21 protein-coding genes are annotated in these 18,645 nt (G+C 69.5%); 11 read left to right on the top strand and 10 right to left on the bottom strand.

Annotated elements, in window-relative coordinates; all coding sequences use genetic code 11:
* Positions 1-96: 96 nt before the first annotated feature.
* A complete protein-coding gene (locus tag OHB56_RS40260) occupies positions 97-1,098 on the bottom strand; it encodes an asparaginase (RefSeq protein ID WP_406351031.1) in 1,002 nt (333 codons plus the stop codon).
* A 218-nt stretch (positions 1,099-1,316) separates the two neighbouring features.
* Here OHB56_RS40260 and OHB56_RS40255 point away from each other — a divergent pair, with 218 nt between their 5' ends.
* On the top strand, positions 1,317-2,387 hold the full coding sequence (locus tag OHB56_RS40255; RefSeq protein ID WP_326750676.1) for a substrate-binding domain-containing protein: 1,071 nt from the start codon (positions 1,317-1,319) through the stop codon (positions 2,385-2,387).
* Positions 2,388-2,574: 187 nt separating this feature from the next.
* On the opposite strand, the gene OHB56_RS40250 is transcribed toward OHB56_RS40255, so the two are convergent.
* The 4 genes from OHB56_RS40250 to OHB56_RS40235 form a co-directional block, all read right to left on the bottom strand.
* Complete coding sequence (locus OHB56_RS40250; RefSeq protein ID WP_406359312.1) at positions 2,575-2,877, bottom strand: WhiB family transcriptional regulator; 303 nt, start codon at positions 2,875-2,877, stop codon at positions 2,575-2,577.
* A 26-nt stretch (positions 2,878-2,903) separates the two neighbouring features.
* Positions 2,904-3,557, bottom strand: coding sequence for an IS6 family transposase (locus OHB56_RS40245; protein WP_406359311.1), 654 nt, complete (start codon positions 3,555-3,557; stop codon positions 2,904-2,906).
* 185 nt (positions 3,558-3,742) lie between these two features.
* A complete protein-coding gene (locus OHB56_RS40240) occupies positions 3,743-4,129 on the bottom strand; it encodes a pentapeptide repeat-containing protein (protein ID WP_406358843.1) in 387 nt (128 codons plus the stop codon).
* 29 nt (positions 4,130-4,158) lie between these two features.
* Positions 4,159-4,833, bottom strand: coding sequence for a hypothetical protein (locus OHB56_RS40235; RefSeq protein WP_406358841.1), 675 nt, complete (start codon positions 4,831-4,833; stop codon positions 4,159-4,161).
* 260 nt (positions 4,834-5,093) lie between these two features.
* On the opposite strand from OHB56_RS40235, the gene OHB56_RS40230 reads away from it, so the two are divergent.
* The 3 genes from OHB56_RS40230 to OHB56_RS40220 all read left to right on the top strand — a co-directional run bounded on the left by OHB56_RS40230 (position 5,094) and on the right by OHB56_RS40220 (position 7,523).
* Entirely contained in the window at positions 5,094-5,489 is a 396-nt protein-coding gene (locus tag OHB56_RS40230) for an integrase core domain-containing protein (protein ID WP_326756829.1), read from the top strand.
* Positions 5,490-5,585: 96 nt separating this feature from the next.
* Positions 5,586-6,728, top strand: a complete 1,143-nt coding sequence (locus OHB56_RS40225) for a CapA family protein (RefSeq protein WP_406358839.1) — start codon at positions 5,586-5,588, stop codon at positions 6,726-6,728.
* A gap of 75 nt (positions 6,729-6,803) precedes the next feature.
* Positions 6,804-7,523, top strand: coding sequence for an IS6 family transposase (locus tag OHB56_RS40220; protein WP_326756827.1), 720 nt, complete (start codon positions 6,804-6,806; stop codon positions 7,521-7,523).
* A gap of 285 nt (positions 7,524-7,808) precedes the next feature.
* On the opposite strand, the gene OHB56_RS40215 is transcribed toward OHB56_RS40220, so the two are convergent.
* The 4 genes from OHB56_RS40215 to OHB56_RS40200 all read right to left on the bottom strand — a co-directional run bounded on the left by OHB56_RS40215 (position 7,809) and on the right by OHB56_RS40200 (position 10,604).
* Entirely contained in the window at positions 7,809-8,498 is a 690-nt protein-coding gene (locus OHB56_RS40215; RefSeq protein ID WP_406358837.1) for an IS6 family transposase, read from the bottom strand.
* 171 nt (positions 8,499-8,669) lie between these two features.
* On the bottom strand, positions 8,670-9,137 hold the full coding sequence (locus tag OHB56_RS40210) for a hypothetical protein (protein WP_326756825.1): 468 nt from the start codon (positions 9,135-9,137) through the stop codon (positions 8,670-8,672).
* Complete coding sequence (locus tag OHB56_RS40205; protein WP_406358835.1) at positions 9,118-9,462, bottom strand: hypothetical protein; 345 nt, start codon at positions 9,460-9,462, stop codon at positions 9,118-9,120. Before OHB56_RS40205 ends, OHB56_RS40210 begins: the two co-directional genes overlap by 20 nt.
* A 65-nt stretch (positions 9,463-9,527) precedes the next feature.
* Entirely contained in the window at positions 9,528-10,604 is a 1,077-nt protein-coding gene (locus tag OHB56_RS40200; RefSeq protein ID WP_406358833.1) for a transposase, read from the bottom strand.
* Between the two features lie 261 nt (positions 10,605-10,865).
* Here OHB56_RS40200 and OHB56_RS40195 point away from each other — a divergent pair, with 261 nt between their 5' ends.
* The 5 genes from OHB56_RS40195 to OHB56_RS40175 all read left to right on the top strand — a co-directional run bounded on the left by OHB56_RS40195 (position 10,866) and on the right by OHB56_RS40175 (position 15,506).
* Positions 10,866-11,987, top strand: coding sequence for a PP2C family protein-serine/threonine phosphatase (locus OHB56_RS40195; protein ID WP_326756823.1), 1,122 nt, complete (start codon positions 10,866-10,868; stop codon positions 11,985-11,987).
* A gap of 468 nt (positions 11,988-12,455) precedes the next feature.
* On the top strand, positions 12,456-12,893 hold the full coding sequence (locus OHB56_RS40190; protein WP_326756822.1) for a hypothetical protein: 438 nt from the start codon (positions 12,456-12,458) through the stop codon (positions 12,891-12,893).
* A gap of 190 nt (positions 12,894-13,083) precedes the next feature.
* Entirely contained in the window at positions 13,084-13,365 is a 282-nt protein-coding gene (locus OHB56_RS40185) for a hypothetical protein (protein ID WP_406358831.1), read from the top strand.
* Between the two features lie 136 nt (positions 13,366-13,501).
* Positions 13,502-14,503, top strand: a complete 1,002-nt coding sequence (locus OHB56_RS40180; RefSeq protein ID WP_406359310.1) for a hypothetical protein — start codon at positions 13,502-13,504, stop codon at positions 14,501-14,503.
* Between the two features lie 103 nt (positions 14,504-14,606).
* A complete protein-coding gene (locus tag OHB56_RS40175) occupies positions 14,607-15,506 on the top strand; it encodes an NAD-dependent protein deacetylase (protein WP_406358829.1) in 900 nt (299 codons plus the stop codon).
* 84 nt (positions 15,507-15,590) lie between these two features.
* Here the strand turns inward: OHB56_RS40175 and OHB56_RS40170 are convergent, their stop codons facing one another.
* On the bottom strand, positions 15,591-16,490 hold the full coding sequence (locus tag OHB56_RS40170) for a helix-turn-helix transcriptional regulator (RefSeq protein ID WP_326750842.1): 900 nt from the start codon (positions 16,488-16,490) through the stop codon (positions 15,591-15,593).
* A 277-nt stretch (positions 16,491-16,767) separates the two neighbouring features.
* Between OHB56_RS40170 and OHB56_RS40165 the strand changes: the two genes are divergently transcribed.
* Together OHB56_RS40165 and OHB56_RS40160 are read left to right on the top strand one after the other, a co-directional pair.
* The gene (locus OHB56_RS40165; protein ID WP_326750843.1) at positions 16,768-17,028 is read left to right on the top strand and encodes a hypothetical protein; all 261 of its coding nucleotides are present in this window, start codon (positions 16,768-16,770) and stop codon (positions 17,026-17,028) included.
* 49 nt (positions 17,029-17,077) lie between these two features.
* A complete protein-coding gene (locus tag OHB56_RS40160; protein WP_326750844.1) occupies positions 17,078-17,770 on the top strand; it encodes a type 1 glutamine amidotransferase domain-containing protein in 693 nt (230 codons plus the stop codon).
* Positions 17,771-18,645: the final 875 nt, after the last annotated feature.

Below are 18,645 nucleotides of genomic sequence, written 5' to 3'. Positions count from 1 at the left end.
CTTTGATGACTGTGGTGAGGGCGGTGCAGGTGGTGAGGGCGGTGAGGGTGGGTCAGTAAGCCGGTGGGGGCGCGGGCGGGGGGCGGTCGGTGGTGATCAGGCTCCGGAGCCGGACAGCGGGTCGTCTCCGGCGAGCCAGGCGCGGACGAGTGCCTCCGGCGACCGGCCGGGGACAGCGCTCGCGACGGCCAGCAGCAGCCGGGCCTGCCAGGGGCTGAGGTCGCCGGCGAACACGGCGCCGACCCGTTGCAGTTCGGCGCCGCCGCCCGCGTAGAGGGGGGCGACGGGACCGGAGTGCACCCGTGAGCAGATGAGCACCGGGTGGCCCGCGGCCACCGCTTCGGCGACCGCCTCGACCAGCTCCGGCCCCGCGTTGCCCGCGCCGACCGCCTCCACCACGACTCCCGCGGCGCCGGCCGCCAGGCTGGAGCGGATGAACAGCCCGTCCGCACCGGGGTAGACCGGCACCACGTCCACCCGGGGCAGCCGGGGAAGGTCGAGATCGAGGGGGAACCGGGGACTGGGGCTCGGCCGCCACAGCGGTGTGACGAGCCGGTCCGTCACGCGCAGCGCCGGTCCGCGCCCGGGCACGGTGAAGGCATGCGCCGACATGGTGTCGCTCTTGCGGACCCCGCGGGCGGGGAACGCGAAGCCGTCGAAGACGAGCAGGGGGCCGTGCCCGCGGGCCGCGTCGGCGGCGGCCACGGCCAGGGCGTCGCCCAGGTTGGCCGGGCCGTCGGCGGCACGGTCGTCGAACGGGCGCTGCGCACCGGTCAGCACGATCGGCCGCGGGTCGCCGAACGCCAGATCGAACAGGAAGGCGGTCTCCTCCATCGTGTCGGTGCCGTGCGTCATCACCACCGCGTCGGCCCCCTCACGCAGGGCGCCACGCACCTCGCGGGCCAGCGCCAGCAGGTCCGCGGTGTCGAAGGCGTAGCTGCCCCGGGTGAGAACGTCCCGCGCGCTCACCTCGGCGTCTGCCGGCAGCGGACCGACCGACGCGAGCAGTTCCTTCGCGAGCACGGTCGCCCGGCGGCCCTCCGCCCCGGCCCGGCTTGCGATGGTGCCGCCGGTGGCCACGACCTGGATTCGGCGCATGAACCCTCTCTCCGCCTCTTCGCAAACGATTGCGGTGAGGCTACGCAAACGATTGCGCTTTGGTCAATGGTTGTGGGACACCCGCCTGGCCCAGGGCTCGGGAGTATGCGAGGCTCGGCAACGCAACGACGGTAAACAGCTGTCGAATTCGAGCAGAACCGGCCAGGACCCAACAGGACCCGAAGAGCCGAGCGGATTCGAGAAGAGGGGTAGCGGGAGTGGATCGCCAGGGAGCACGGGCGGGCGCCGGTGCACAGACCGGTCGCGCCCCGGTCACGCTCGCCCAGATAGCCCGGCAGGCGGGCGTCCACGTCTCCACGGTGTCACGGGCGCTGAGCCCGGACGACGACGTGCGGGACGGAGTGGCCGCCGAGACCGCCGCACTCATCCAGGGACTGGCCGAGGAACTCGGCTACCAGCGGGACCCGGCCGGAGCGGCGCTGCGCACCGGCCGCTCCCGGATGCTCGGCGTGCTCGTCCCGCGGCTGACCGACATCGTGCTGGCCACCATCTACGAAGGCATCGACGCCGCCGCGTCGGCCGCCGGCTACCACACCGTGGTCGCCAACACCGGCGACGACCCCGAGATGCAACAGCGCCGGGCGCACGCACTGCTCGCCCGGCGCGTCGACGGCCTGGTGCTCGGCGACGCCCGCTCCGACTGCGGCCTCGTGGCCGAACTGGCCCGCCGGCGCATCCCCCTGGTGCTGGTGTCACGCAGACTGCCCGGCCGGGTGTCGGTGACCACCGACGACGCCCTCGGCGGACGGCTGGCCGGGGAGCATCTGCTGGGCCTGGGCCACCGGCGGGTCGCGGTGGTGGCCGGCGAACCCTACGCCAGCACCGGCGTGGAACGCACCCAGGGCTTCCTGGACGCCTTCGCCCAGGCAGGCCTCCCCGTACCGAAGAGCCATGTCATCGGCTCCGCCTTCGACGTGCCGGGCGGCCGTGCGGCGACCGACCACCTGCTGGGCCTGCGTCCGCGTCCCACGGCCGTCTTCGCGGTCAACGACTTCGCGGCGATCGGCGCGATGGCAGCCGTCCGGGACGCCGGCCTCACCGTCGGCCAGGACGTGGCGGTCGTCGGCTACAACGACGTCCCGCTCGCGGCAGCCCTCCCGGTACCACTGACCTCGATACGCTCCCCGATGTACCGGATGGGCGAAACCGCCGCCACGACCCTGGTGAACATGCTGAACGGCAAACCGGGCCGCTCCCGCCGCCTGCGCCCCGCCCTGATGGCCCGCGCCTCGACCCTCGGCGACCCACCACCCCACCCAAACCACTGAACCGACCCGACCCGCCGAAACCACCCGACCGACCCGCCCGCCGAAACCACCGGACGACCCCACACCCACCACACCACCAAAACGAACCGGACACCCACCCCCCACACAAACGACCCCCCACCCTGGGGCACCAGGAGTTACGGGTGTCTCGTGAGACATGCTGACGCGGGGAGGGGGCCTCGGGGTGTCAGCCGGGTCTGTCGGTGGCTGTGGCTCGTTCCCGGGCGAGTTGGTCTCGTTCGTCGGCGGTGAGGCCGCCCCAGATGCCGTCTCGGTAGTCGTTGCGGATGGCGCAGGCGGCACAGGCTCCACGGACTGGGCACTGGGCGTAAAGGGCTTTGGCCTTGGCGGCGTCTTCCTCGTGCGGGGTGGCGCGGCTGCTGCCGACGAACAGGTGTGGTCTCTCGCGGCACGGGATCTCGGGCCACAGGCCGGGAACGGCGTCGTCACGTTGTTGAGTTTGCAGATTCCTGACGGTGTGTCGGGGCATGGTGGGCGTGCGGTTGGGGTCTGTGTTCAAGCCGTGGCGGGCTGGCCGGCGGCGTCAGTGATCTGGTCCCAGATGGCGAACCGGATGGTCATCTCGGCTCGGTAGCCGTGGGCGGTCATCAGGTGCCGCCGGGGCCGGAAGTGGGGGGGGGAGATGCCGCTGAACGCGGACAGGAACCGCTGCGCGGCGCCGACCGAGCGGAAGCCCTTCATCGCGCGTTCCCGCTGCCGCGTGGGCTGGTGACTGTTCTCCGCCCGGTTGTTCAGGCCCTGGTGCGAGCGGTGCTCGACCGAGGGCATCACCTCGCGGTGGACCGCACCGTAGGAGCGCAGCTTGTCCGTGACGACCACCCGCGGCACCGTACGGGTCTTCTTCAGCAGCCGGCGGAAGAAACGCCGGGCCGCGGCGGTGTCCCGCCTGTCCTGCACGAGAATGTCCAGCACCATCCCATCCTGGTCGACGGCTCGCCACAGGTACTTCCGCCCGCCGTTGATCTTGATGAAGACCTCGTCCAGGTGCCACGTGTCCCCCGGCCGGGGCCGCCTCCGGCGCAGCGCGCCAGCGTAAGCCTGCCCGAGCTTGGCGCACCAGCGGCGGACCGTCTCATGGGAGACGATCACTCCGCGCTCGAGCATGAGTTCCTCGACTTCGCGGAAGCTCAGCGGGAAGCGGAAGTACAGCTACACGCAGTGGGAGATCACCTCGACCGGGTACCGGTGCCTTTTGTAAGAGGCGGCGCGCTGTCCACGGACGACTCCTCCCGGCCTGATCCACCCGAAGATCATCCCACCCGATCAGCCAACGTGACAGCGCCGGTCAACCGCCTCACTCGAATCCTTTCCGTCCTGGACATCGTCTGGCTCGGTTAGCCATACCCTGGTGACGACGGCCCGCCCCCGGCAGTGCAGTTGGGGGGAACCGGGCCCAGGCTCCCGGCACACCCGGACGGAAGCTTCGTTGTGGCATCGGTGAGGGCCGAGTCGAGCTGGTTGTACTCGAGTTTGGCGTCTCGCAGATCTGCGCCGCGGAAGTTTGCGCCCCGCACACCTGCACGAGCTAGGTTCGCACCGCGCAGGTCCGCGTCGCCCAGGTGCGCGCCGCGCAGGTCCGCGCCGCGCAGGTCCGCGCCGCGCAGGTCCGCTTGACGCAAGTCCGCGCCCACCAGGTAAGCGTTACTCAAGCCCGCACCAGCCAGGTGAGCACCGTTCAAGTTCACGCTGCCCAGGCGCGCTCCCCCTCCTATGCGAAGCATCCTTTCTTCCCCATTCTCAGACTGTCGCACTACCTGTGTGGGGCCGAGTTCGACGCGGGGGAGCCATACGAAGCGGAGGACGGGGCGAAGGTGTCGTCGTAAGCAGTGTCGCGGGTGGCCAGAACAGCGAGAGCGGCATGGACATCGGCCGACACGTCCTGACCTTTCTCGGAGGGCTTGTCCGCGTGGGTACGGATGTAGGCGGCGAGGACGTTAGCGATAGTGGGCTGGTCGCGGTGGGAGTCTTTCATGATCCGCTGCAAGGCGTAGATACCACCCAGCCGCACATCTATCTTGTCCTCACCAAGGTTCCCGACAGCCGCGGTGTACCGGTCGGTGATCTGCCCCTCCTTGGCCAGCGTACGGTCATCGCGCGCCTGTTGGTTGGCCTGCCTCATCTGCTCGTTCGCCTGCTGTGTCTGGACGTTGGAGTACCAGAGGCCGGCGAGTCCCACGACAGCAGCGACCACAACGGTGCCCAGCTCGATCCGGCGCGCCCAGTCCAGACCTCTCTGACGTGCCTGACGCGCGGGATCGTCCTCTGGCAGCCGAACGGAGCTTACTTGCGCACCGGCATTCTCAGGGCTGGCAGTGGTCTCTGGTGGTGGATTCGGGTTCGGTTCCGTGTTCGGTTGCTGATAATCGGCGACGTCCGGCGGCCGGACGGAGGTCGGCCCCGGTCGGGAGCGACGCTGGCGACGCACGGGGCGGGTTGTGCGGCGTAGCCGCGGGCGACGCGACGGTGAAGGCATGCAGCTATTCGAACCTGAACGGCCTCGTCACCGCAGAGCTTTCCCGCCCCTGGCATTACAACGCAGCTGCCGGGGTCGTGGCGTTTAGCATCGCAGCCACGGCCGTATCCACTGGTGGGCTTTTCCCCTTGATCGTGGACACCTTGATCATTGGATCGTGATGATCCATAGGACAGGAGTTCCCGTTGGGAACGTCGAAGGGCGCTGTCACGTTGGCTGATCAAGGGGAAGCTTCACTGCGCTTCCTGATCCGCGACCGGGACGCGAAGTACACCGAGTCCTTCGACACCGTCTTCGAGGCCGAAGACATGGACATGCCGCTCAACGCGCCACAGACGCCGCGCATGAACGCCCCCTGCGAACGAGTGATCGGCACGATCCGGCGCGAGGTCCTCGACCACATCCTGATCTTGAACGAAGCCCACGCCCACCAGGTCCTCACCGAGTACCAGGAGCACTACACCACGCATCGGCCACACCGAGCACGAGACCAACGACCACCCGAAGCCCGGGAACAGCCAGCGGTATTGCACGATCGCGTGCCCCGCAGGCTCCTGCGCACCCGCGTCCTCGGCGGGTTCATCAACGAGTACCGATACACGGCTTGAGCTGCAGCGATGACTTTACGAGCCCCACAGGGTGAGCGCGTCGGGCGGGAAGCCCGCGCGATCCCGCCCCCTCGCAGGCGCGCCTACCGTAGAGGTATGACCAGCGGCGTGGTGACGCTGTTCGTATGCGGCGATGTGATGCTCGGACGCGGCGTCGACCAGATCCTGGCCCGGCCCGGTGACCGGCACTGCGGGAGCTACGCCGAGGACGCCCGGTCCTACGTCCGCCTGGCCGAGTCGATCAACGGTCCGATCCCGGCCCCCGTGCCACCCTCCTGGCCATGGGGCGAGGCACTCCGGTTGCTGGACTCCGCTGCCCCGGACGTGCGGATCGTTAATCTGGAGACCTCCGTCACCCGCAGTGACGCGTTCGCGCCCGGCAAGGCGGTGCACTACCGCATGCATCCGGCCAACGTGTCCGCCCTCACGGTCGCCCACCCCGACGTCTGCGTCCTGGCCAACAACCACATACTGGACTTCGGCCGGGATGGCCTGGAGGAGACGCTGGACACGCTCGACCGCGCCGGCCTGCAGGTGGCGGGCGCCGGACGGAGCGTTGACGAGGCGTACCGGCCCGCCGCCGTCCCCAACCCGGCCGGCGGCCGTGTCCTGGTCCTCGCCCTCGGAGCAACCTCCAGCGGCATCCCTCCCGGCTGGGCGGCGACCGCCGCCCTCTCCGGCGTCGCCCACCTCCCCGACCTTTCGGCCGCCACGGCCGCCGCGGTGGTGCGGCGCATACGGCGGTTGAAGCGTGCGGGCGACATCGTGGTCGTGTCCATGCACTGGGGCTCCAACTGGGGGTACCACGTCCCCCGCGAGCAGACCCGTTTCGCGCACGCCCTGGTGGACGGCGGTGCCGACCTCGTCCACGGACACTCCTCGCACCACCCCCGCCCCATCGAGGTGTACCGCCGGCGGCTGGTGCTGCACGGCTGCGGCGACTTCATCGACGACTACGAGGGCATCGGCGGTTACGAGGAGTACCGCGACGACCTCCGGCTCGCCTACTTTGTCATGGTGACGGCGGACAGCGGGCGGTTTCTCGGTCTGCGCATGGTGCCGCTGCGGGCAAGGCGCATGCGGCTGGAAGGCGCCCCGCACCAGGATGCCGTCTGGGTACGGGCGACCCTGAACCGCGTCAGCACTGGAGTCCACCTGGACCTGGAGAGCGATGGCACGCTCTCGCTGGATCCACGCCGGCAACACCCCCGCCCCGGAGCCTCACGAGGTCCACGATGACCACCGACGGCACTGTCACGTTGGCTGACCGGGTGGGATGATCTTCGAGTTGATCATGGTGGAGGGGGACCGTCCGTGGGGAGTACGTCGCCGTCGTACAAGGGCCACCGCTACCCGGCTGAGGTCATCGCGCACTGCGTGTGGCTGTACTTCCGCTTCCCGCTCTCCTACCGAGAGGTCGAGGAGTTGATGCTGCAGCGCGGTGTGACCGTCTCCCACGAGACGGTGCGCCGCTGGTGCGCGAAGTTCGGGCAGGACTACGCCAACGCCCTGCGCCGCAGGCGCCCCCGCCCTGGCGACACGTGGCACCTCGACGAGGTCTTCATCACCGTCAACGGAGAGCGGAAGTACCTGTGGCGGGCCGTCGACCAGGACGGCAACGTGCTCGACACCCTCGTGCAGAACCGACGCGACAAGGCCGCCGCCAGACGCTTCTTCCGCAAGCTCCTCAAGCGGACCGGCGCCGTGCCGCGGGTGATCGTCACCGACAAGCTCCGCTCCTATCGCGCCGCCCACCGCGAGGTCATGCCCTCAGTCGAGCACCGCTCGCACCAGGGACTGAACAACCGGGCCGAGAACTCCCACCAGCCCACGAGGCAGCGCGAGCGTGCCATGAAGGGCTTCCGCTCCCCGGGAGCGGCTCAGCAGTTCCTGTCCGCCTTCAGCGGCATCTCCCCCCACTTCCGGCCGCGACGGCACCTGATGACCGCCGGCGAACACCGCCTTGAGATGATCATCCGCTTCACCATCCGGGACCAGGTCACCGGCAGCACCGGCCTGGCCGCGGTGGCCTGACCCAGCACACCGGCCAGGCCACAACACGCCCCGGCACGCCGCCGACCGCTCACACCCCCGCCAACGTGACAACGCCTCTCACGGCCTTTGGCCAGGACAGGGGGCGATTCCCCGGCGACGCACACGACGACGTCCTGCTGTTTCTGGCGCAGCTCATTCAGCTCATGTTCGGTGACAGCGAGAGGGTACAGCCATTGCCGGTGACCGGGCGCTGTCACGTTGTTGGGTGCCTGGGTCTCTGACGGCGCGTCGGAGCGTGGCGGGGGTCGGTTTTCGGGCCAGTGCTCAGGCCTCGGCTGGCCGGCCGGCGGCGCCGGTGACCTGGTCCCGGATGGCGAAGCGGGTGGTCATCTCGGTGCGGTGGCCGGGGGCGGCCATCGGGTGGCGGCGGGGCCGGAAGTGGGGTGAGATGCCGCTGAACGCGGCCAGGAACCGCTGGGCTCCGCCGGCGGAGCGGAAGCCCTTCATGGCGCGTTCGCGCTGCCGGGTGGGCTGGTGGCTGTTCTCGGCCCGGTTGTTCAGGCCCATGTGCGAGCGGTGCTCGACGGAGGGCACGACCTCGCGGCGGGCCGCACGGTAGGAGCGCAGCCTGTCGGTGACGACCACCCGTGGCACGTACTCCAGGCCCTTCAAGAGCCGACGGAGGAACCGTATGGCGGCGTGGGTGTCGCGCTTGGGCTGGACGAGGATGTCCAGCACATTCCCGTGCTGGTCCACCGCCCGCCACAGGTAGTGCCGCTCGCCGTTGACCGTGATGAAAACCTCGTCGAGATGCCGCGTGTCCCCCGGCCCGGGGCGGCGGCGCAGCTCATTCGCATAGATCTGGCCGAACTTCGCGCACCAGCGGCGGACGGTCTCGTGGGAGACGATCACGCCGCGCTCGAGCATCAGCTCCTCGACTTCCCGGAATGACAGCGGGAAGCGGTGATACAGCCACACGCAGTGAGCGTTGTTCAGCCTGAATTCGCTGGTCATGGGGCTGGCGTGGGCGGGTGCTGAGATACTCGTGCCGGTCGGGGGCGTGATCGGTAGCAGGTGATCATACGGCGCATTGCCGGTTCGCCGGAACCACGATGCCGGGCCCGGAGTGCCTCGTAGGCTCCGAGGAGGGCCGGGTGGAAAGGGGCTGCTGGTGGCGGGGTTCGGTCAGCCGCTTTCCCGGTAGCTCATGAACCAGTGGGTGTCGAAATAGCGGGCCATCGTGAACGGGTGGTGCGGGTCGACGAGGATGCGGCAGACGAACTCCGCCGCCTGACAGCCAAAGGGGACGTCCTCGCCGTCGAAGGACCGGACCACGACGGGCCAACGGTCGGGGTCGTCGCCATCGGACCTCCAGCAGTACAGGTTTTCGTGTTCAGTGCCCGCCCAGATGAGCAGACCGTCCTCCCTGAGATCCGTCCACGGCTCCTGGATCAAGTTCAGGAATCCGTCGAAGGCACCCGCGCCGAACGTCTCGACCATGCGCTTGTAGTTGCTCGGCAGCGCGGGGCCCAGGCGCGACTCCACCTCCGCCCAGTCCACGTCCGGCCGCTGGGCGGGCTGTGTCCAGCCGGTGATCCGTCTGAGCTGCTCCATCCAGTCGACGTCCTCGTCCTCATCCGGAGTGACCGCCAAGGGTTCTGACACCTCCCTGTGAGCGACCACCAGCACCGGCCGCTCGGCCCCCTCGGCGTCCCGCGCCGACCCACTGATCCCCGTACGCCCACGCCCGTATCGTCACGGCCCGGTCTCCGAAGGGGACGAGGAGAGCCGCGCCCCTGGACTCGTCGACCATCGGATCGGTGAAGCCGTCGAGGACGAGGGTGCGCGGGGCACCGTACCTGCCGTCGAGTAGGTCGGTCAGTTCCTGCGGGTCCAGGTCGCTGGGCAGGTACGGGTAGCTGTCCCCCGGGCCGAGTTGGGCCAGCAGGTCGTTGACGGTCGCTTGTGTGAGCTCCATGGCGGACAGTGAAGCGCACCGCACTGACGAGGGGCGACTCTGTCGGGGATCTTGAGGTTCCAAGGTCATTTGCCTTGGCGCCACCACAGGGGGCGGGGTAGCCCGCGGGCGTCGAGGTACTGCTGGAAGGCTGTGGGCTGTCGCGGGCGGTAGGTGGAGTCCTCGGTTTCTTGTTCGCTGAGACGTTCGATGTTGATGGCGATCGCGGTCAAGACGTGCTGCACATGCGTCTTGACCGTGCCGTGATAGCGGCAACGGCGGGCTCGGTGGCCGCTGACGAGTTCGTTCACCGTGCCCTCGACACCAGAACGGGAGGCATACGTCCGCTTCCACTGCAGGTCCTGCTGGTCGGTGCGGTTGCGGGCCTGGATCTCGTGCAGGTGCCGGGGCAGGAAGTTCACCGTCCGGGCCGCACCGCGGGTGCACGAGGACCGCTCGGGACACGGACCGCACTGCCGCTTGTCGAACCGGACCACGACATAAGGGGCCATGACCGGAAGCTCGTTCCAGTTACCGCTGACCTTGCCGTTGGGGCAGGTGACCTCGTGGCGGTCGAAGTCGATGATGAAGTTCTCGCGGGCGAAGCCGTTGTCCGTCTCACGCTGCCGGGAGTTGTTCGCGGGCAACGGCCCGATGAGAGTGATCTTGTGGGAGCGGGCGGCCGCGTCGAATCCGGCGGCGGAGGTATAGCCGCCGTCGACCAGATGCTCGGCGGGCAGCAGTCGATGCCGCTTGAGCCGGGTGTGGATGGCGGGCAGGGCCCGGCTGTCGCCACTGGAGACCAGGGTGGCCACATCGGTGATCACGTTCACGCTGTGGTCGTCGCAGGTCTCGGTGACGTGTGCGAGGTAACCGGTCCAGCGGGTGTTGCCGCGCAGCACGAAGCGTGCCTGGAGGTCATAGGGGCTGCAGACCTGCAGTCCGGCTGGTGGCTGTCCGTCCTTCTCTCGGCGTGGCCGCAGCCGGCCGCGGGCATCGACGACGAACTGCTGCACCATGATCTGGCGCAGGGCCTCCAACTGCGGCCCCAGGGCGAGGGCGAGGTGGCGGATGCGGGCGTCGTCGATGGTGCCGGGCGCGGCGGTGAAGCCGAACCGGGCCCGGGTGTCGGCGACCAGGCCGGTGCTGGTGGCGGCGGGCACGCTCGCGGACGCGTGGCTGCCAGCGGGCCCGGACGGCGTCCTGAAGGCGCTGGGCGAGGTCCGCGCGGGGCCGGTCAGCCCACGTGACACCGCCCATCAGGGGACACGCAGAAGTCCGGCTGATCGCCGGAAGCTTCGCCCGGCCGTGGTGCCCCGGTCGCCGTGGCCGGGGATGCGGCAGAGACTGAAGGCCGGATTCTGTCCAGGAACACCCCGGAGCGCAGGAGAATGGGCCCCACCCGCGCGTCACCGCCCCTTCAGATGCGGTGGTTTCGTTGGCTGCCCGCCGCGCTGATCCTCGGCGTGTTCCTCCTCGACCTCCTCACCCCGGCACATGTGAGGGTGTTCCTCCTGCTGGCGGCTGTTCCCGTGCTGGTCGCGCCCTGGCTCTCCCTGGCCGGGACGATCGCCACCGGCGCGGCGGCGCTCCTCGCCGCGGTAGCCCTGCCGCTGGTGAGAGGCAGGACGCCGTTCGGCATCGATAACATCTTCCCGTTCTCCACCTTCGTCACCCTGACCCTCCTGGCCGCGGGCGTCAACCGGCTGCTGGCCCGCGAGCGGCGGCAGCTGAAGAACGCCCGCGAGGTCGCCGAGGCCGTCCAGCGCGCCGTGCTCCCCTCCCCGCCCCACCGGATCGGACCGCTGACCGTGGCCACCCGCTACGAGGCCGCCACGCGGGAGGCCGCCATCGGGGGCGACCTGTACGCGATCCACTCCACCCCCTACGGCACCCGGCTGATGATCGCCGACGTCCTGGGCAAGGGCCTGGGCGCGGTCCAGACCGTCAACGCGCTGCTCGGCACCTTCCACGAGGCCGCCCTCCACATCCCGGACCTGCCCGGCCTGGTCCGCCGCCTGGAGGAACGGATCCAGGAGGTCAACGCCGCCGAGAACGGGATGGAAGCCGAGAGGTTCGCCACCGCCGTCATCGCCGAACTCTCCGCCGACGGCTCGACCCTGCACGTGGCCAACCGGGCCCACCCGGCACCGCTGCTGCTCCACCGCGGCCGGGCCCACCCGCTGGAGCCGGGCACGCCCTCGCTGCCGCTGGGCCTGGCCGACCTCGGCAGCCCGGACATCCCGGTCGACCGGTACGTCCTGCCCAAGGGCGCGGTGCTGGTGCTGTTCACCGACGGCGTCGTCGAGGCCCGCGACCACCGCGGGATCTTCTACGACCCCATCCCACGGCTGTCCCGCCCCCTCCCACCGGACCCAGACCACGTGCTGGGCGCCCTGCTCGCCGACCTGCACCGGCACGCCGCAGGACACCTCGACGACGATGTCGCGCTCCTCGCCATCGGCCTGCCCCACGACGCGAACGACGGCCCCGGCAAGGCCCCGGCCGTCCACCGGAGAAAGGCAGACGACGGCCGGCGCGTTTGAGGAAACCCACGAATCTGCTGCGCAATCCCCCGGGACCGCGGGACCACACTCCGCGACCCACGGCGACGCTCGGTGCTCCGAGCGGCTGTTCCCACGGGACTGGCGAATTGCGCAGCAGCGTCACCCACGGAGCACCGGCCAGGCGGGACAGGCGAACCACGGAGCGGAGGCACGGTATCTCGGCCTCATGTCAGTGAACACCATGGGATATACCGCGCCGTGACAGTGAGCCCTGGCGCCCGTATCACCCTCATGTCAGCAGCAGACAGTCACTCGCCCCTACCGTGACCCGCGGAAAGGCGGCGGGAAGTAGCCGCCAGCCCCGTTGACCACTCCACTGACACGAACTCGACACATCGCACCCGGCGGCCGTCAGCCCGCCCCGACGCCGGAGAATGCCACGCATACGATGCTCCGTGTGGATCATTCCGCACAGCAGGTCACATCCGTACCACAGGGAGTACACGCATGCGCAGGGCAACGACCATAACGGCGCTCATCGCGGCAGCCGGGCTGATGACCGCGTGCGGCAGCAGCGGCGGCGACAAGAAGGAGCGCGCCGACAAGGGCACGTCCACGTCGTCGAAGCCTGCCGCCGATGGCCAGGACAAGACGTACGAGGTCACCTTCAAAGTCGGCGGCGAGGGCAAGTCCAGCGTCTACTACAACCTCGACACGAACCGCTCCGAGCAGGTCACGCTGCCGTGGAAGAAGTCGGACAAACTCACCTTGAACAGCACCGAACGCAAGGTCGGGATCACCGTGTCCATCGTGCCGGGACCGGTGAAGCTGTCCACCGGCCAGTACGCCGCAGCCCCTTGCTCGATCACCGTCGACGGGAAGAAGGTCGCCGAGAACCCGGGCGGCGTCGACGGCAAGCACATGTGCGAGTACACCCTCCGGTAACAGCACACCGACCGGCGGCGCATATGGCCGGTGGCCGCCCCGAGCTGTCGACTTCCGCGTGCGCTCAGGCGAGGCGTTGTCAGTCAGTGGCTGGGGGCACACTGACGGGATGAACGTCTCCTCGGGCACTGTCACGTTGACTGACCGGGTGGGATGATCTTCTGGTTGGTCATGCTGGGAGGGGCCGTTCGTGGACAGCGCGCCGCCGTCGTGCAAGGGGCACCGGTACCCGGTCGAGGTCATCGCCCACGGCGTGCGGCTGTACTTCCACTTCCCGCTCGGCTTCCGGGAGGTCGAGGAGTTGATACCTGGGCGCGGTGTGCTCGTCTCCCACGAGACGATCCGGCGCCGGTGCGCGAAGTCCGGGCAGGCCTACGCCGACGGCCTACGCCGACCGCTCGTCGAACGCTGCGCCAAATGGCCTCTCCTGCGGCTCACTTCGGTTGCCCGATCGGGCAGCACAACCTTGTGAGCTGGTGGTGAGTCTTCTGATCGATCACTTTCGTGATCGGACCCACGAGGAGACCATCATCAGCGCCATCCGCAAGACTCTCACCGCTACCGCCGTCGTCGGTGCCGTACTCGCGGGCTCCGCCGCCTGCGGAACGGTGGAGCAGCTTTCCGCCGGCCAGAAGCTCGACCAGGCCTTCGAGCAGCTCGGCAAGAAGAAGACGCTCTCCTTCGAGCTCGACCTGGACACCGACGTCACGTCCCTGAAGGCGCTGGACGCCAAGTCCGACCCCGCGCCCGGCGACGAGATCCCGGATGAGGCCGCCGAGTTGATGAGCGACGCAACGATCACGGTTACCGTGCAGTCGAAGAAGCCGCTCGACGAGTCCGGCGAGAAGGATCTCGTCGGCATGGCCATGAAGATCAGCAATCCGGAGGGCGATCTCGCCGAGTACCGGATGATCGGCGACTACATCTACGTCCGTGCCGACGTCGACACCATCGGCAAGATGATGGGCAGCCCTGCACCGGCCGCTGAAGACCTGCCTCCGCAGGCTCAGTCCTTCAAGAACGTCCTTGAGGGCAAGTGGGTGAAGTTCAACGCCAAGAAGATGGAGGAGGTCGCCGCCGAGGGCCAGGGCGGTCCCGGGCCCGCCCCGTCCCTCGACGCCAAGACGCAGAAGAAGCTCGTGGAAGCCCTCCGGACGGTCGTCGCCCGTGAGGTGAGCTTCAAGACGGCCGACGGAGAGAACGGCACCGAACACGTCACCGCCACGGCTCCCTTCCGCACGCTGATCACCAAGCTTCTCGACGAGATCCGCCCGCTGACGAAGGACCTGCCGCCGGGCATGGAGCTGCCGACGGACAAGGACCTCAAGGACGCGCCCGACACCAAGGTAACGGCGGACTTCACGCTGAAAAACGACGAACTGACCGAGGTGAATGTGGACCTCGCCGCGTTGGCCGAGGACGCCAAGGTCAAGAAACTCGGCCTGACTGTGCGGATGAGCGACGGCACCAAGCCCACCGCTCCGGCCGGTGCCACCGAGCTGGATCTGCAGGAACTCATGGAGGGCTTCTTCTCCGGCCCGGCGATGGACGACGCCGAGTGGGACGAAAGCGACTACGCCGACCCGGTCTTCCCAGAGGACGAGTTCTGATCGCACCGAGCGCTGACGGGGCCGGACGCCGCACTCGCGCGGTGAGTGACCGCACGGGTGCTTTCTGTCCGCCCTTGGCCCCCGGGTTCCGTACCCTGGCGGTATGCGCACGCGCCCCACTCCGAACTGGCTCCCCGCCGAGGATGCGCTGCCGGGCACCACGGATCTGGAGCCGGTCGCCGAGGCGCTGAGCACCGGCGGTGTGCTGGTGCTCAGCGGGGCGGGCATCTCCACGGAGTCGGGCATCCCCGACTACCGGAGCAAGGACGGGAGCCTGAGCCGGCACACCCCGATGACCTACCAGGACTTCACCGCCGGCCCCCACGCCCGGCGCCGGTACTGGGCGCGCAGCCACCTCGGCCGGCGCACCCTCGGGCGTGCTCGCCCCAACGCCGGGCACCGGGCCGTGGCCGGGTTCGCGCGGCACGGCCTGCTCACGGGCGTGATCACCCAGAACGTCGACGGCCTGCACCAGGCCGCCGGCAGCGAGGGCGTCGTGGAACTCCACGGCAGCCTGGCCCGGGTCGTCTGCCTCTCCTGCGGCATCCTCAGCCCACGCGGCGAACTCGCCCGACGGCTGGAGGAGGCCAACGCGGGCTTCGAGCCGGCGGCCGCCGCACTCAACCCGGACGGTGACGCCGACCTCACCGACGACCAGGTCCAGGACTTCTGCGTGCTGCCCTGCACGGTCTGCGGCGGCGTCCTCAAACCGGACGTGGTGTTCTTCGGCGAAGCCGTTCCGCCCCGGCGGGTCGAGCACTGCCGCACGCTGGTCCGCGAGGCGACCTCCCTGCTGGTCCTGGGCTCCTCACTGACGGTGATGTCCGGGCTCCGGTTCGTCCGCCAGGCGGCCCGGGCCGGCAAGCCGGTGCTGATCGTCAACCGGGACCCCACCCGCGGCGACCGGCACGCCGCCACCCGGGTCACGCTCCCCCTGGGGACGGCCCTCACCACCCTGGCCGGCCGGCTGAACATTCCCGTCGACGACGAGTTGACGGCCTGAGTGAGACGGTGACGGCGGAGGGAACGCCACGGACTCCTCGAGCCGGCTCCTCCTGTCGCCTCAGAGCCGCAACGCCGAGCGTGCTCACTGGTCCTGGGCGGGGCCGGACCGACTGTGGCGTTGCTGCTCCGGTTCGGGGTTCGAACCCGTGAGGGTCCAGCTCGCGAGGAGATCCAGAGCCCGTTTCGACGATGACCCGACTTCGGTGGTGTAGAGGAACAGGGTGGTGTCGGGGTCTCCGGGCAGGGTGAGGGTTTCGTAGGCGACGGTGAGGTCGCCGACGAGGGGGTGACGGAGGCGTTTGGAGCCGTGGGTGCGCTGGTGGACGCGGTGCTGCTGCCACCCGTGGTCGAACTCCGGGCTGCGTTCGCGCAGTTCCTCGACGAGGGCCGTCGTGGCCCGGTCGTGGGGGTCGCGGCCCACCTCGAGTCGCAGACTCTCGACCGCGGCGCGTGCCTGTTCCTCCCAGTCCAGGAACAGGGTGCGGGTGTGGCCGTCGAGGAACATCCAGCGTGCGTAGTTGCGCTGCCCGGGCGGCAGTTGTTCGAAGTCGGCGAAGAGCGCGCGTGCCATCCGGTTGGCGGCGAGGATGTCGGTACGACGGCCCAGGATCAGGGCGGGTTCACCGTCGAGGGCATCGATGAGCTGGTAGAGGCCCGGTCGGACGCGCTGGACCCCGACGGGGCGCCGGCGGGCCGACGCGGGCACCCCGATCAGGTCCCGGAGGTGGGCCTTCCCCGCGGCGTCGAGGTTGAGGGCACGGCCCACGGCCTCGAGCACGGCGGGTGAGGGTGTGATGCGCCTGCCCTGTTCGAGGCGGGCGTAGTAGTCGGTCGATACTCCGGCCAGGAGGGCGACCTCCTCTCGGCGCAGGCCCGGCACGCGGCGGACGCGGCTGTCCGGGGGGAGCCCGGCTCGGGAGGGATCGACCTGTCCTCGGGCTCGTCTCAGGAAGTCGGCCAGTTCACGATTGGTCTCAGCCACGCCTCCCAGTCTCGCCCATGCCGGGCGTTCCTGACTGGCCCTGGGAGTCCTGGGTCGCTCCGTCCGCGCCCTCCCCGGACGTGATATGCGCATCCACGGGGGGATGCGGTGGACCACGCTGAATGTGCCGGTCCCGAGAAACCGCTCGGGGCGGACCCCGGCACCCGTTACGAAGTATGGACGATCATGGTTTTTCCCACTGACCGCTCTGTGATCCGGTGCGTGACCGGTACGTCCCGTGGCCTGGGACCGGACCTGGTCAGGCAGCCGCTGGAGCGTGGGGACAGTTCGCGACGACGACGCGTTCGTCCGCGAGACGGTAGACAACCACCTCGAGCTCCACGGCAGCCGGCACGGCAACCCGGCCAAGGGCCCCGAAACGATCATCAACCGGGCCGTGAGCGGCCGGGGCCCGATGCGCCAGATCCTCGGCTCGGACTCCCACGCCTGCGCCACCGCCAAGGTCCAGGCCCTCCAGGCCAACCTGGACGCCACCGCGGAGACCGCACCCACCACCGGCTTCCCCGCCACCACCTGACCCTCACCACCTGCCCTCCCACCGCACCACCACGGAGAGGAACTGCCCCATGAGCAAGATCCTGATCATCATGTCGGCTGCCGACGTCTGGGAACGCACGGACGGCTCGGCGTACCCGACCGGCTATTGGGCCGAGGAACTGGCCGCTCCGCACGAGAAGTTCGTCCAGGGCGGCTACACGGTCGACTTCGCCTCGCCGGGCGGAGTGCTGCAGCCGCTCGACAAGCACAGCGCCGACCCGGAGATCGCCGGGGTGGACTGCGCCCGTTACGTGGAGTACGCGGAGAAGGCCCTGCGGGAGTTCGGCCCTCTGGTGAAGCTCGACGAGGTCGACGTCGACGACTACGTCGCGGTCGTCCTGCCCGGCGGCCACGGCCCGGTCGTCGACCTCCACCAGGACGCCGACCTCGGCCGTCTGCTGACCGCCGCGGACGCGTCCGGGAAGATCATCGGAGCCGTCTGCCACGGACCGGCCGCCCTGCTCAGCGCCGTGGACACGGAGGGCGAGTGGCTGTTCGCCGGCCGGAGGATGACTGCTTTCACCGACGAGGAGGAACAACTTTTCGGAACGGCCGAAGGTGCTCCGTGGCTGCTCGCCGCCCGACTGCGGGAGAGGGGCGCCGACCACATCGGCGGGCCAGCCTACCAGCGGCACACCGTACGGGACGGCAACCTGTTCACCGGGCAGAACCCGGCGTCCAGCGCCCGCATGGCCGAAGACATGATCGCGGCCCTCGGCTGAACGCACACGCCCGGGGCACCATGCCTCGAGCAGTGCATCGGCGTGCTGCCGTTCCCGGTCTCGCGCGAGCGTTCCGAGGACGGCAGCTCCTGCTTTTCGCCCTTTCCACGGCCTTCATGATCCCGCGGAGGAACGAAGAGTTCTGGTGGGCCTCCCTGCACAAGCAGGCTGTCGGCAGGTAAGGAGAAGGCGAGTGCCGGTGCGGGTCCACCGGCCGTCCGGGTGGGTGCGAGGGCCGTTTTTCCTGGCCGGTCGGCTGCCGTCGGCTCCCCCGCCGCTACGAACGCGAGGCCGGACACTTCCTGGCCTTCGCCGGCATGGCCTCGCCCCTCATCCGCCACCGCACCCTCAGCAGAAATCAGCACGCGTCGTGCGGAACACCGTATGAAGATGAGCCGCTTGAAGAAAATCGCTGAACCTGATCCGTGGCCCGTCTGTGTCAGGAACACCTGAACACGCCTTTCCCCGCCGGACCACGCGGTGCGAAGCGGGCAGGTGTTGACCCGGTGATGCTCGACGCCGACGTTGCCGGCCACGTGTCCGTCCGGCGGAACAACGGCGGCTCCCTCGACGCAGAACATCAGAGGGTCCCGCGCCCCGCATCTCAGAGCTGGACCAGATCCTGCCGCTGATCAACGAAGCAGAGAACCTCCGATACCGGCAGCGCCTGCGCCGGCCGGCTCGGCTCGCCTCGGATGCCGGGCCGCAAACCACCAGATGAAACGACGGCCAAGCACGGGAACATGATGTTCCACCCGGAACTCGGCGAGGAGCACCGGGAAAGCCGCGTGCGGTATTGACGACCGGTGCCGCCCGACCGATTCGCGGCGACCGTACGGCACGATTCCTGAAGACCGGTGGTACACAAGCGGGCG

Source organism: Streptomyces sp. NBC_01635 (assembly GCF_045209715.1).
GTDB lineage: Bacteria > Actinomycetota > Actinomycetes > Streptomycetales > Streptomycetaceae > Streptomyces > Streptomyces hirsutus.
This window is presented reverse-complemented; position numbering and strand designations above follow the sequence as displayed.